Origin of the sequence: Kitasatospora sp. CB02891 (assembly GCF_002803145.1) — a bacterium.
GTDB classification, from domain to species: domain Bacteria; phylum Actinomycetota; class Actinomycetes; order Streptomycetales; family Streptomycetaceae; genus Kitasatospora; species Kitasatospora griseola.
In genome coordinates this window covers 1-12,910 of record NZ_NNBO01000003.1, presented here as the reverse complement: position 1 = coordinate 12,910, position 12,910 = coordinate 1, and the positions used below count along the sequence as shown (strand labels likewise).

The following is a 12,910-nucleotide window of genomic DNA, read 5'->3' as shown; positions in this document are numbered from 1 at the left end:
CGCCACGGGCCCATTCTGGGCCATCGGGAGGCCGGACGGGCTTTCGCGGCTAGTCGCGCGGCGCGGCGTCGTCCTTGCCGCCCCGGGACTCCCCGGGAGCCTGTCCGCGTCGCGGACGGGGCTCGCCGCGGCGCACCGCGCCGGGCGCGGACCACGCCTTGGGCGCCTTGCGCCGCTCCGAGGACTCCAACTGCCAGGGTACGGACGTCACCATCACACCGGGCTTGAACAGCAGACGTCCCTTGAGCCGCAGCGCGCTCTGGTTGTGCAGCAGGTGCTCGTACCAGTGGCCGACCACGTACTCGGGGATGTAGACCGCGACCACGTCGCGCGGGCTGTCGCGGCGCAGGTTCTTCACGTACTCCAGCACCGGGCCGGTGATCTCGCGGTACGGCGAGTCGAGGACCTTCAGCGGCACCTCGATGCCGCGTTCGTCCCACTCCTTGCGCAGTGCCGCGGTGTCGACCGGGTCGACGTTGACGGTGACGGCTTCCAGGATGTGCGCCCGGGACAGCTGGGCGTAGGCGAGGGCGCGCAGCGCGGGCTTGTGCAGCTTGGAGACCAGCACGACGGCGTGCACCCGGGTCGGCGGGGCGACGTCCGCGGGCTCCTCGGCGGCCTTCAGCTCGGCGTTGACGCTGTCGTAGTGCCGGCGGATCGCCTTCATCATCACGAACAGCACCACCATCAGCGCGATGGCGATCCAGGCGTGGCCGATCTTGGTGGCGAGCACCACGATCAGCACGGCCATGGTCATCACCAGGCCGAAGGTGTTGATCGCCCGGCTGCGCTGCATGCGGGCGCGCTTCTTCGGGTCGGTCTCGGTCTTCAGCAGCCGGGTCCAGTGCCGGATCATGCCGGACTGGCTCATGTTGAACGCCACGAACACGCCGACGATGTACAGCTGGATCAGCCGGTTCGGGTCGGCGCCGAACGCCACGATGAACAGGACCGCCGCGCCGGCCAGCAGCACGATGCCGTTGGAGAACGCCAGCCGGTCGCCGCGGGTGTGCAGCTGCCGCGGCAGGTAGCGGTCCTGGGCCAGGATCGAGCCGAGCACCGGGAAGCCGTTGAACGCGGTGTTCGCGGCCAGCACCAGGATCAGGCCGGTGGTGCCCGCGACGAAGTAGAAGCCCGGGGTGAAGTTGGAGAACACCGCCTCGGAGATCTGCGCCAGCACGGTCTTCTGGTGGTAGCCCTCGGGCGCGCCGATCAGCTGCTCGGTCGGGTTCTCGGCCATCTGCGTCCCGGTCAGGTGCGCCAGGTAGATGATGCCCATGAACATCGTGACGGCGATGGACGCCATCATCAGCAGCGTGGTCGCCGCGTTCTTGCTCTTCGGCTTGCGGAAGGCCGGCACGCCGTTGGAGATGGCCTCCACACCGGTCAGCGCCGCACAGCCCGACGAGAACGCCTTGAGCAGCAGGAACACCAGCGCGAACCCGCCCAGCGCCCCGTTCCCGGGCGTCGCCTCCAGGTGGTACGCCGAGCTCTCCGCGGGCAGCGCCGCACCGAACCCGAAGTGCCGCACCAGGCCGTAGACCACCATGCCGAGCACGCCCACCATGAACGCGTACGTCGGCACCGCGAACGCCGAACCGGACTCGCGGACACCGCGCAGGTTCATGCCCATCAGCAGGATGACCACGAAGACCGACAGCGCCATCTCGTGCCCGCGCAGCGCCGGCACCGCCGACACCACGTTGGCCACGCCGGAGGTGGTGGACACCGCCACGGTCAGGATGTAGTCGACCATCAGCGCACTCGCCACCACCAGGCCGGAGTTCGGCCCGTGGTTGACGGTGGCGACCTCGTAGTCGCCGCCGCCGCTCGGGTACGCGTGCACGTTCTGCCGGTACGAGGCGACCACCGCGAGCATCACGATGGCGACGACGACGCCGATCTGCCAGGAGAAGTGGATCGCCCCGGCGCCGGCCAGCGACAGCGTGAGCAGGATCTCCTCGGGCGCGTACGCCACGGAGGAGAGCGCGTCCGAGGCGAACACCGGCAGCGCGATCCGCTTGGGGAGCAGCGTCTCCCCCAGCTTGTCGCTGCGCAGCGCACGCCCGATCAGGATGCGTTTCGGTAGGTCAGCAGGCATAGGCACAGCAAGGAATGCTAAAGGCTCGCGGCGGCAACCGACGCCGCACGGGGGCACCTTGGTCGCGACTGTGTTCGGCGGACCGGCTAGCGTGTCGGAATACGGGTTAGCGGGCAACACCTCGTTGCCCCCTCGCGTCGGATCACAGGCGCGATCGAGAACTCGCCCCCGCAATCGGGGGCACGGAAGGACGATGAGCGGTGTTTACGCAGGTCATGACCCCAACGGATCGGGTGAGGTAGTCGCGTGCACATCGTCATCATGGGCTGCGGGCGCGTGGGCTCCGCCCTCGCCAGAACGCTCGAGAAACAAGGCCACTCGGTCGCGGTCATCGACCAGGACCCGACCGCCTTCCGTCGGCTCGGAGCGGGCTTCAACGGCCGCCGGGTCACCGGTGTCGGCTTCGACCAGGACACCCTGAGGGAAGCCGGAATCGAGGAGGCGGGCGCCTTCGCCGCCGTTTCCAGCGGTGACAACTCGAACATCATCGCGGCCCGGGTGGCCCGCGAGAACTTCGGCGTCGAGCACGTCGCGGCCCGCATCTACGACCCGCGCCGCGCCGAGGTCTACCAGCGCCTGGGCATCCCGACCGTCGCCACCGTCCGCTGGACGGCCGACCAGATGCTGCGCCGGCTGCTGCCCAGCGGCGCCGAGCCGGTCTGGCAGGACCCGTCGGGTGCCGTGCAGCTCGCCGAGGTGGCCTTCAACCCCGCCTGGATAGGCCACCGCCTGTCCGAGCTGGAGGCCGAGGCCGGTGTCCGGGTGGCGTTCGTCACGCGGGTCGGCGAGGGCGTGCTGCCCACCCCGCAGATGGTGGTGCAGGAGGGCGACCTGGTGCACGTGATGCTGCGCCGCAACGAACTGACCGCGGTCGAGGCGGCCTTCGCCAAGGGCCCCGAGGAGGCTGGTCACTGATGCGCGTCGCAATCGCCGGAGCCGGTGCCGTCGGTCGTTCCATCGCCGGAGAGCTGCTGGAGAACGGCCACGAGGTCCTGCTGATCGACAAGAACCCGAACTCCATCTCGGTGGAGCGGGTCCCGCTGGCGGAGTGGCTGCTCGCCGACGCCTGCGAGATCACCTCGCTGGACGAGGCCGCCCTGCAGCGCTGCCACGTGGTGATCGCCGCCACCGGTGACGACAAGGTCAACCTGGTCGTCTCGCTGCTCGCCAAGACCGAGTACGGGGTGCCCCGGGTGGTCGCCCGGGTGAACAACCCGAAGAACGAGTGGCTGTACAACGAGTCCTGGGGCGTGGACGTCGCCGTCTCCACCCCGCGCCTGATGTCGGCGCTGGTCGAGGAGGCCGTGAGCGTCGGCGACCTGGTCCGGCTGATGCGCTTCTCGCAGGGCAACGCCAACCTGGTCGAGCTCACCCTGGCCGCCGACACCGGCCTGGTCGGCACCCGGGTCGCGGACGTGGCCTGGCCGGTGGACACCGCGCTGGTCACCATCATCCGCGCGGGCCGGGTGCTGGTCCCCGGCGGCAGCGACACCCTGGAGGCCGGCGACGAACTGCTGTTCGTGGCCGCCCAGGAGCGCGAGGAGGAGCTGGAGACGCTGCTCGCCGGCTGATCCGCCCCGCCGTACGACGAAGGGCCCGCGCATCGCGCGGGCCCTTCGTCGTACGGGGCTCTACTTCTGCGGCTCTTCCTCGTCCTCGGGCAGCTCCGCCTTGATCGGCGGCGGCGCCTTCAGCAGGATCTGCCAGGTGACGTACATCGCCAGCAGCATCGGCGGAATGCCGAGGGCGACCTTCAGCCAGCCCAGCAGGTTGACGTTGTGGGTGAAGTACAGCGGGAACAGGATCATCGGCTTCAGGCCCATGATCACCACCCAGGCCCAGGTCGCCCGGGTGTAGGCGGCGAGCCGGCCCGGGTTCTGCTTGCGCCAGGTGAACATCTCGCCGGTGATCGGGCCCAGCATCAGTCCGATCATCGGCCAGCGCACCAGTGCGGAGATCGCCAGCGCCACGCAGTAGCCGACGTTCCACAGCAGACCCGGCAGGTAGAAGTCCTCGGCCTTGCCGGTCTTCATCGAGATCCAGGCGCCGAGCGCCACGCCGAACACGCCGGAGAAGGCGTGCTGGATGGTCTCCCGGCGGGCCAGTCGGACCACCACGAACACCGCGCACAGGGCCAGCGCCGACCAGGCGGCCACCGGCACCTTGTGGGTGATGTTGAAGGCGACGATGAACACCAGGCCGGGCAGCGTCATGTCGATCATGCCGCGGACGCCGCCGAACGCCTTCAGCACCGTCTCGGCCGCCTCCTTCGAGGCGTCCCGCTCGTCGTCGCCGCCCTGGGGGTCGTGCGCGGCCATCCTGACCGCCTCGGCCTCGTTGCTCACGCGGACTCGCTCCCGTGTCCCACCGGACGCAGCTCGTAGCGGGGGTTGAAGAGCACGCGGCGCCCGCGTGCGTGGCCGATCCGGCCGCTGGCGATCAGGCGGCGGCCCGGCTCGATCCCCACGATCGAGCGACGGCCCAGCCACACCACGTCCAGCGCCTCCGTGCCGTCGAACAGCTCGGCCTCCAGCGCGGGCACACCCGCGCGCGGGCGCAGCGTGACGGTCCGCAGCGTGCCGGCCACCGTGACGATCTCACGGTCGCCGCAGGCGGCGATCGGGGTGCAGCCCGCCTCGGCGGTGTCCTGCCGCAGTTCCTCGGCCGCCAGCTCCTCCGAGGAGGTCGTCAGCCGACTCAGCATGCGGCGGAAACGGCCCTGCGGCTGGTCGCCGATGTTGTCACCACTCATGCCGGAAGGGTACCGGTTCACCCCCGCCGGGCGGCAGAGCTCCGGCCGCGCCGGTCACGCCCCGGTCACGTCCGGGTCACGGCTCGAAGCGGTAGCCCATGCCCGGTTCGGTGATGAAGTGGCGGGGGTGCGACGGGTCGGCCTCCAGCTTCCGACGCAGCTGTGCCAGGTAGACCCGCAGGTAGTTGGTCTCCTTGCGGTAGGCCGGGCCCCACACCTCCTGCAGCAGCTGGGTCTGGCTGACCAGCCGCCCGGAGTTGCGCACCAGCACTTCCAGCAGGTGCCATTCGGTGGGGGTGAGTCGGACGTCGTGGCCCTGACGGTTGACCTTCTTGGCGGCCAGGTCGACGGTGAACGACTCGGTGGCGACCACCGGCTCGCCCTCGGCGGTGACCGGCTCGGCGCGGCGCACCGCGGCCCGCATCCGGGCCAGCAGCTCGTCCATGCCGAACGGCTTGGTGACGTAGTCGTCGGCGCCGGCGTCCAGTGCCTCGACCTTCTCGTCGGAGGCGTGCCGGGCGGACAGCACGATGATCGGCACCCGGGTCCAGCCGCGCAGACCGCGGATCACCTCGACGCCGTCCATGTCGGGCAGGCCGAGGTCGAGCACCACCACGTCGGGGTGGCGGGCGGCGGCCAGTTCCAGGGCGCTCGCGCCGTCGTGCGCGGAGTCGACCTCGTACTTGCGGGCCTTGAGGTTGATCACCAGGGCGCGGACGATCTGCGGTTCGTCGTCCACCACGAGGACCCGGGTCATGCGGGACCGGCCTTTCCGTTGTCAGCGTGGTCGTGCAGGTCGACGGCGGGCAGGGAGACCACCATGGTCAGCCCGCCGCCGGGAGTGTCCTCGGCGGTGACGGCGCCGCCCATCGCCTCGGCGAAGCCGCGCGCCACCGCCAGACCGAGGCCGACGCCGGTGCCGCGCGGGGCGTCGCCGTAGCGCTGGAACGGGGCGAAGATCCGCTCCCGGGCCTCCTCGGGGACGCCCGGGCCGCGGTCGACGACGCGCAGCTCGACCCGGCCGTCGCGGGGCAGCAGGTCCGCCTTGACCAGCACCGGGCTGCCGGGCGGGCCGTACTTGACGGCGTTCTCCACCAGGTTGGCCAGCACCCGCTCCAGCAGCCCGGCGTCGGCGCGCACCATCGGCAGCGACTCCGCCACGTCCAGCCGGACACTGCCGGGCGGTACGCCGCCGAGGGCGAACGGCACCACCTCGTCCAGGTCGGTGGGCTGCAGCAGCGGGGTGACGGTGCCGGTCTGCAGGCGGCTCATGTCCAGCAGGTTGTTGATCAGATGATCCAGGCGGTCCGCGCCGGACTCGATGCCGGCCAGCAGCTCGGCCTCGTCCTCCGGGTCCCACTGGACGTCCTCGGCGCGCAGCGAGGTGACGGCGGCCTTGATCCCGGCCAGCGGGGTGCGCAGGTCGTGCGAGACGGCGGCCAGCAGCGCGGTGCGGATCCGGTTGCCCTCGGCCTCGCGGCGGGCGGCGGCGGCCTCCCCGGCCAGTCGACGGCGGTCCAGCAGCACGGCGGCCTGGTTGGCGAACGCGCCGAGCATCCGTCGGTCCGCGGCGGGCAGCACCCGGCCGCGCAGCACCAGGGCGAGGCGTTCGCCGACCGGCACGTCCACGTCCGCCTGCTCGGGCCCGGCGGGCGGGCGCGGGCCGACCGCGGCGGCGGCGCGCCAGGGGGCGTGCGGGTCGGCGCGCTCGACCAGCGCCACGGCCTCCTGCTGGAAGGTCTCCCGGACCTGCTCCAGCAGCGCCGTCAGCACCCCCTCGCCGGTGGGGGCGCCGCGCAGCACGGTGCCGGCCAGCGCCGACATGGTCTGCGCCTCGGCCTGGGCGCGGGCCGCCTGATGGCTGCGCCGGGCGGCCAGGTCGACCACGGTGGCGACCGCGATGCCGACCGCGGTGAAGATCGCCACCGCCAGGATGTTCTGCGGCTCGGCGATGGTGAAGGCGTGAATGGGCGGCGCGAAGTAGTAGTTGAGCGCCGTCGATCCGACCAGCGCCGAGGCGATCGCCGGGTACAGCCCGCCGACCAGCGCCGCGCACACCGTCAGCGACAGGAACAGCAGCATGTCGGTGGAGAGCCCCTGCCCGTGGAACCGGCTCAGCACCAGCGCCAGCAGCGGCGGCCCGGCCACGCCGATCAGCCAGCCCGCCACCGTCCGGGTCCGGCCCAGGTCGGTGACCTTCCGGATCGGGATCCGGCCCCGGCCGCGCGCCGCGTGCTCGTGGTTGACCATGTGGACGTCGATGTCCCCGGAGTCCCGGGTCACCGTGTAGCCGACGCCCGGCCCGTACACGTACTGCCAGACCTTGCGGCGGCTGGTGCCGATCACGATCTGGGTGGCGTTGACGCCGCGCGCGAAGTCCAGCAGCCCGGCCGCCGGGTCGTCGCCGAGCACCGAGTGGAAGCTGCCGCCGAGGCTCTCCACCAGCGCGCGCTGCTCGATCAGCGTCTGCGGCGAGGAACCCGACAGGCCGTCGGAGCGCGAGATGTGCACCGCCAGCAGTTCGCCGGCGCTGCCGCGGGCCGCGATCCTGGCGGCCCGGCGGATCAGCGTGGCGCCCTCCGGGCCGCCGGTCAGGCCGACCACGATCCGCTCCCGGGCCTGCCAGGTGCCCTGGATGCCCTGCTCGGCCCGGTACCGCTGCAGGTACTCGTCGACCCGGTCGGCCGTCCACAGCAGCGCCAGCTCGCGCAGCGCCGTCAGGTTGCCGGGCCGGAAGTAGTGGGCGAGCGCCGCGTCCACCTTCTCCGGCGCGTACACGTTGCCGTGCGCCAGGCGGCGGCGCAGTGCCTGGGGCGACATGTCGACCAGCTCGATCTGGTCGGCGCGCCGCACCACCTCGTCCGGGACGGTCTCCCGCTGGCGGACGCCGGTGATGCCCTCGACCACGTCGCCGAGCGACTCCAGGTGCTGGATGTTGACGGTGGAGATCACGTCGATCCCGGCCGCCAGCAGCTCCTCGACGTCCTGCCAGCGCTTGGCGTGCCGCGAACCGGGGACGTTGGTGTGGGCGAGCTCGTCGACCAGCACCACCGCGGGGTCGCGGTCCAGCACCGCGTCCAGGTCGAGTTCGGTGAACTCGGCGCCGCGATGGGTCATGGTGCGGCGCGGGACGATCTCCAGGCCGTCCAGCAGTTCGGCGGTGCGGGCGCGCCCGTGGGTCTCCACGAATCCGACCACCACGTCCGCGCCGCGCTCCAGTCGGCGGTGCGCCTCGGCGAGCATGGCGTACGTCTTGCCGACGCCCGGGGCCGCCCCGAGGTAGATCCGCAGCCGGCCGCGGCCCGTGTGCACCATGCCCCTGAGATTAAGCCCTGCAATCGGAATATCCGCTGATCAGGCTGGCCTGGCTGAAGAATTGTCAACTTCTTGACGCCCGTTGCGCCACAATGCCGAACGAATCGATCGACTTCAGGGGGACCACATGCGCGGACTCGTACTCGGCGGCGGCGGACTCGCCGGCATCGCCTGGGAGACCGGCCTGCTCCACGGCCTCGCCGAAGCCGGCCTCGACCTCCCCGGCACCGCCGACCACATCCTCGGCACCTCCGCCGGAGCCACCGTCGGCGGCCAACTCGCCTCCGGCCTCCCGCTCGCCGAACTCCACCTCCGACAGACCGACCCCGACCGGCAGAACCACGAGATCGTCCCGCCCACCGAAACCCTCGGCGCCTTCCTCGAAACCTACGGCACCCTGCTCGCCGAGATCACCGACCCCGCCGAACTGCGCCGCCGCCTCGGCCGCCTCGCCCTGGACGCCGACACCGTCCCCGCCGCCGAACGACGCCGCGTCATCGCCGGCCGGCTCCCCGCCCACGACTGGCCCGACCGGCCGCTCACCCTCACCGCCGTCGACGCCGACACCGGCGAGCTCCGCACCTTCGACCGCCACAACGGCGTCCCCCTGGTCGACGCCGTCGCCGCCAGCTGCGCCATCCCCGGCATCTGGCCCACCGTCGAGATCGACGGCCACCGCTACGTGGACGGCGGCATCCGCAGCTACACCAACGCCGACCTGATGGCCGGCCGGCAGACCGTCCTGATCATCGCCCCGATGACCGACCACCACCTCGCCACCGAACTGGAGACGCTCCGGGCCACCGGCGCCGCCCTCGCCCTCACCCCCGACGAGGACGCGCTCGCCGCCTTCGGAGTCAACCCGCTCGACACCGCCGTCCGCGCCCCCGCCGCCGAGGCCGGCCGCACCCAGGCCCGACGGGTCGCCGACCAGGTCCGCGAACTCTGGACCTGACCTTCGCGCGACTACTCGACGATCTTGCCGTCCCGCAGCTCCAGCACCCGGTCCGCCAGGTCCATGAGCTGCGGGTCGTGCGTCGCCACCAGCGCCGTCACGCCCTCGCTGCGCACCACCGCCCGCAGCAACTCCATGATCGCCAGACCGGTGTCCGAGTCCAGCTGCCCGGTCGGCTCGTCCGCGATCAGCAGCGCCGGCTCGTTCGCCAACGCCCGCGCCACCGCCACCCGCTGCTGCTGACCACCCGACAGCTCCGTCGGCCGCTGCGCCGCGTGATCGGTCAGGCCCACCAGCGCCAGCAGCGTCCGGACCCGCTCCTCGCGCTCCTTCACCGCCACTCGGCGCAACCGCATCGGCACCCCGACGTTCTCCGCCGCCGTCAGCACCGAGATCAGCCCGAACGACTGGAACACGAAACCGATCCGGTCCCGCCGCAGCGCCAACCGGCCCGACTCGTCCAGACCCGACAGGTCCATCCCCGCGATGCTGATCCGCCCCGCCGACGGCATGTCCAGACCGCCCACCAGGTTCAGCAGCGTCGTCTTCCCCGACCCCGACCGGCCCCGCAGCGCCGTCAACTCCCCGGCCTTCGCCGTGAACGACACCCCGCGCACCGCGTGCACCGCTCGGTCACCCGCACCGAACGTCCGGTGCACGTCCTCCACGACCACCATCGCGCCAGTCACCCGCGAACCTCCGATCCCTCCGCACGCCACACCCCGATGTGGTCCTCCTCCAACGCCAGCCGCACCCGGCGGCTCAGCCCCAACGCCTCCGTGAAGTCCTGCGGCAACTGCAACCGGCCCACCCGGTCCAGCACCGCGTACTCCACCCCCGGCTCGCCCCGCTCCGGACGCAGCACCTCCGTCGAGGTCCGCCCGTTGCGGATCCGCACGGTGCGCCGCACCTCCTGAGCGACCATCGGGTCGTGGGTGACGATCAGCACCGTCACCCCCAACTCCTCGTTCACCGAACGCAGCGCCGCGAAGATCTCCTCGCTGGTCGCGCTGTCCAGCTCACCCGTCGGCTCGTCCGCCAGCAGCAGCGCCGGCGAGTTCGCGTTCGCCACCGCGATCGCCACCCGCTGCTGCTCACCGCCCGACATCTCCGCCGGACGACGACCCGCCAGGTGCGCGATGCCCAGCATTCCCAGCAGGTCCGCCGCCAGCCGCTGCCGGTCCCGCCGCGGCACCCGCGCGTACCCCATCGGCAGCATCACGTTCTCCACCGCCGTCAGGTACGGCAACAGATTCCGCGCCGTCTGCTGCCAGACGAACCCCACCGTCCGGCGCCGGAACGCCAACCGCTCCTTCTTGTCCATCGCCAGCAGGTCGTACCCCGCCACCCGGGCACTGCCCGCCGTCGGCACGTCCAGCCCCGCGAGGATCCCCAGCAACGTCGACTTGCCGGAACCCGAGGCGCCCACCACCGCGATCAACTCGCCGTCCTCGACCGTCAGATCGAGCCCCTGCAGGGCCTGCACCTCGACGCCCTCGGAACGGTGGATCCGCACCAGGTTCTCGCACACCACCATGCCCTCGACCGGCGGCGGCCCCGCCGCGACCGCCCGCCTGCGCAGCTCGTCCAGCCCCTCGGGCTCCGACACCGCCGGCACCCCCACCGTCTCAGCCCCCACCGCGTTCCCCTCCGGCCGCCGGAGCCACCGCTCACCACGGCCTGCGTTCCGGTCCGACACCCGGCCGGGCGGGCGGGGCAGTCCCCTGTTCTGCCCCGACCACCCGACCGGGCGTACCCCCGTAGGCCACCACCCCGATCGGCAGCGACCTCACCACACCAACGCGGCCCGCAGCAGCCCGGTTGCATCGGTTCGCGGACTTTTTTCGAAACCCTCCGAACACCGCCCGGCCACCTCGCCCCACCCGGCCGTTCCGCTCCCGCGCGGGCCTCAGCCGACCCCGGGATCGGACGCCCGCAGTTGCAGGAACTCCTCCGCCGAGGCCCGGAACGGATCCGACAACCCCGCCGCCGGCGTCACCCCCCGCCCACCGCGACGCACCGTCAGCACCGCCACCATCGTCCCGCTGATGTGCACCGCCACCTCCTCCGCGTACGCCACCGGCTGCCGCACCCCCAACGACACCACCGCACCGACCTGTTGCTCCACCGTCCAGCCGGCCCCCGAACTCACACACTCCCCACCCCGCATCAGCCGGGTCGCCTGGTACTCCGCCGCCAGCGGCGACCCGAACCGCATCACCACCTGCTGCGCCGACGCCTCCGGGTGACCGGCGTCCACGTACCGCTGCCCCCACAACTGCTCGGCGCCCGCCGTACGGACCAGCCGCGACACACAGCCGTCCGCGAACGAGCCCGCACCGGGGGTTCCGGTCACGCCTCCCGACGGGCTTGCGGCAGCTCCGGAGGGGCTCCCGGACGGACTTCCACTCTCGGACTGGCTTCCACTTCGGGACGGACTTCCGGACGGTGAAGTACCGCCGGTGCCCGCGGAGTTGCCGCCCGCCGGCGAAGCCGGCGCGGTAGGCTGCGCCGGCGAACCGGACGCGGACGGGCCCTCCGCCTGAGGCACCGTCCACGGGCCGTACCCGCCCAGCACGCTCGGCAGCCGCGACGCATCCAGTACCAGTGCCCGCACCGCGGCATCGGCCGACTCCAACGACGCCCACTCCGCCGCCCCGTCCACCGACGGCGGTCCCGACAACCGCGGTGCCGGGAACGGCAGATCCACCGTCGGCCGCGGCGCCGCAGCCGTCGGCGGCACCGGATACCCCGCCACCCCGTGCCCCGTCGGCGCCGGCACCACCGCCGCCACGGACCACAGCACCGCGATGCCCAGTACGCCCGCCACCGCCACCGCACCCGCCCGACGGCGACGACGCCTCATCCCGCGACGCACCACCTCCGCACTCGGCGGCGCCGACACTCCCAGCACCACCTCGCGCCGCAGCCCGTCGAACATCGCGTCCAGCCGCGCCGCGCCGATCGCCGGACGGTCCTCCGCCACTGACCCCGGCGTCTCCACCTCGGGTCTAGACATGCGAATCCGCCACTCGCACCCGAGCCTCCGTCAACCGCATCGCCACCGGCTCCCCGTCACCCTCGCCGACCCCCGTCAACTCCGCTTTCCCCGCAGCCCGTTCACCCGCGGCAGCCGCCGGAGCCGACCGCAGCGGCGCGACCGTCGACTCCTCCGCGACCGCCGCCGATTCTTCCCTCAGCAGCACCGCCAATGCCTGCCGCCCGCGATGCAGCCTCGCCTTGACCGTCCCCACCGGCACCCCTTCGTCCGCGGCGATCTCCGCCACCGAACGACCCCCCATGTGATGCCACACCAGCGCCGACCGCTGTGCCTCCGGCAGCTTCCGCAGCGCCTCCACCAAGGCCACCGTCTCCGGACCCGGCCCCGGCACCGGCGAACTCGCGTCCCCGTGCCGGATCCAGCTCTGCAACGCCGTCCGCGCCCGCCGCCAGCGACTGATCGCGATCCGCTGCCCCGTCAGCCGGACCCACGCCACCGGGTTCTCGTGCGACACCAGCCGCCCCCAGTGGTTCCACGCCCGAACGAACGCCTCCTGGGCAGCATCCTGTGCCTCACCCAGATCACCCGTCAGCGCATACAGGTGCGCGACCAGTTGACCGTACGCGGCCTCGTAGAACACTCGAAAGTCGTCGCCGCCCCGGCCGGCTCTGCCGCCGGCCCCCTCGTCCTGCTCCACGACCATGACGCCACAGTGTGCCGTGCACCGAAGCACCCGGCAACAGCCTCGGACTTGTTCGCCCGCTGCCCGGGAACGCGAAAAAGCCC

12 protein-coding genes are annotated in these 12,910 nt (G+C 72.3%); 3 read left to right on the top strand and 9 right to left on the bottom strand.

Annotated elements, in window-relative coordinates:
• Positions 1-49: 49 nt before the first annotated feature.
• Positions 50-2,101, bottom strand: coding sequence for an APC family permease (locus CG736_RS08880; RefSeq protein ID WP_100585655.1), 2,052 nt, complete (start codon positions 2,099-2,101; stop codon positions 50-52).
• Positions 2,102-2,347: 246 nt separating this feature from the next.
• Between CG736_RS08880 and CG736_RS08875 the strand changes: the two genes are divergently transcribed.
• A complete protein-coding gene (locus CG736_RS08875) occupies positions 2,348-3,016 on the top strand; it encodes a TrkA family potassium uptake protein (protein WP_100585654.1) in 669 nt (222 codons plus the stop codon).
• Positions 3,016-3,672, top strand: a complete 657-nt coding sequence (locus tag CG736_RS08870) for a TrkA family potassium uptake protein (protein ID WP_035862848.1) — start codon at positions 3,016-3,018, stop codon at positions 3,670-3,672. The genes CG736_RS08875 and CG736_RS08870 overlap by 1 nt, the downstream gene beginning before the upstream one ends.
• A gap of 60 nt (positions 3,673-3,732) precedes the next feature.
• Here CG736_RS08870 and CG736_RS08865 read toward each other — a convergent pair whose 3' ends face one another.
• From CG736_RS08865 to CG736_RS08850, 4 genes are all read right to left on the bottom strand, one after another.
• Positions 3,733-4,446 (bottom strand): DUF3159 domain-containing protein, encoded by a 714-nt coding sequence (locus CG736_RS08865; RefSeq protein ID WP_232733894.1) that lies wholly within the window; start codon positions 4,444-4,446, stop codon positions 3,733-3,735.
• A complete protein-coding gene (locus CG736_RS08860) occupies positions 4,443-4,853 on the bottom strand; it encodes an OB-fold nucleic acid binding domain-containing protein (RefSeq protein WP_043916373.1) in 411 nt (136 codons plus the stop codon). Before CG736_RS08860 ends, CG736_RS08865 begins: the two co-directional genes overlap by 4 nt.
• Positions 4,854-4,929: 76 nt before the next feature.
• Positions 4,930-5,610 carry a response regulator gene (locus tag CG736_RS08855; protein ID WP_043914021.1) on the bottom strand — a complete coding sequence of 227 codons (681 nt, stop codon included), beginning with the start codon at positions 5,608-5,610 and terminating at the stop codon, positions 4,930-4,932.
• Positions 5,607-8,168: a sensor histidine kinase KdpD gene (locus CG736_RS08850; RefSeq protein ID WP_100585653.1), complete on the bottom strand. Its 2,562-nt coding sequence runs from the start codon at positions 8,166-8,168 to the stop codon at positions 5,607-5,609. Before CG736_RS08850 ends, CG736_RS08855 begins: the two co-directional genes overlap by 4 nt.
• 127 nt (positions 8,169-8,295) lie before the next feature.
• Here CG736_RS08850 and CG736_RS08845 point away from each other — a divergent pair, with 127 nt between their 5' ends.
• A complete protein-coding gene (locus CG736_RS08845) occupies positions 8,296-9,123 on the top strand; it encodes a patatin-like phospholipase family protein (RefSeq protein ID WP_100585652.1) in 828 nt (275 codons plus the stop codon).
• A gap of 11 nt (positions 9,124-9,134) precedes the next feature.
• On the opposite strand, the gene CG736_RS08840 is transcribed toward CG736_RS08845, so the two are convergent.
• The 4 genes from CG736_RS08840 to CG736_RS08825 form a co-directional block, all read right to left on the bottom strand.
• Complete coding sequence (locus tag CG736_RS08840; RefSeq protein WP_100585651.1) at positions 9,135-9,800, bottom strand: ABC transporter ATP-binding protein; 666 nt, start codon at positions 9,798-9,800, stop codon at positions 9,135-9,137.
• Positions 9,801-9,808: 8 nt separating this feature from the next.
• Complete coding sequence (locus CG736_RS08835) at positions 9,809-10,732, bottom strand: ABC transporter ATP-binding protein (RefSeq protein ID WP_369879997.1); 924 nt, start codon at positions 10,730-10,732, stop codon at positions 9,809-9,811.
• A gap of 300 nt (positions 10,733-11,032) precedes the next feature.
• Positions 11,033-11,479: a hypothetical protein gene (locus tag CG736_RS08830; RefSeq protein WP_157815486.1), complete on the bottom strand. Its 447-nt coding sequence runs from the start codon at positions 11,477-11,479 to the stop codon at positions 11,033-11,035.
• A 655-nt stretch (positions 11,480-12,134) separates the two neighbouring features.
• Complete coding sequence (locus tag CG736_RS08825; RefSeq protein WP_100585649.1) at positions 12,135-12,827, bottom strand: SigE family RNA polymerase sigma factor; 693 nt, start codon at positions 12,825-12,827, stop codon at positions 12,135-12,137.
• Between the last annotated feature and the right edge of the window lie 83 nt (positions 12,828-12,910).

Bases quoted from the DNA above. Each gene is read 5' to 3' on its own strand.
- CG736_RS08880 (WP_100585655.1), bottom strand. From the start codon at position 2,101: ATGCCTGCTGACCTACCGAAACGCATCCTGATCGGGCGTGCGCTGCGC.
- CG736_RS08870 (WP_035862848.1), top strand. From the start codon at position 3,016: ATGCGCGTCGCAATCGCCGGAGCCGGTGCCGTCGGTCGTTCCATCGCC.
- CG736_RS08860 (WP_043916373.1), bottom strand. From the start codon at position 4,853: ATGAGTGGTGACAACATCGGCGACCAGCCGCAGGGCCGTTTCCGCCGC.
- CG736_RS08855 (WP_043914021.1), bottom strand. From the start codon at position 5,610: ATGACCCGGGTCCTCGTGGTGGACGACGAACCGCAGATCGTCCGCGCC.
- CG736_RS08850 (WP_100585653.1), bottom strand. From the start codon at position 8,168: ATGGTGCACACGGGCCGCGGCCGGCTGCGGATCTACCTCGGGGCGGCC.
- CG736_RS08845 (WP_100585652.1), top strand. From the start codon at position 8,296: ATGCGCGGACTCGTACTCGGCGGCGGCGGACTCGCCGGCATCGCCTGG.
- CG736_RS08840 (WP_100585651.1), bottom strand. From the start codon at position 9,800: ATGGTGGTCGTGGAGGACGTGCACCGGACGTTCGGTGCGGGTGACCGA.
- CG736_RS08825 (WP_100585649.1), bottom strand. From the start codon at position 12,827: ATGGTCGTGGAGCAGGACGAGGGGGCCGGCGGCAGAGCCGGCCGGGGC.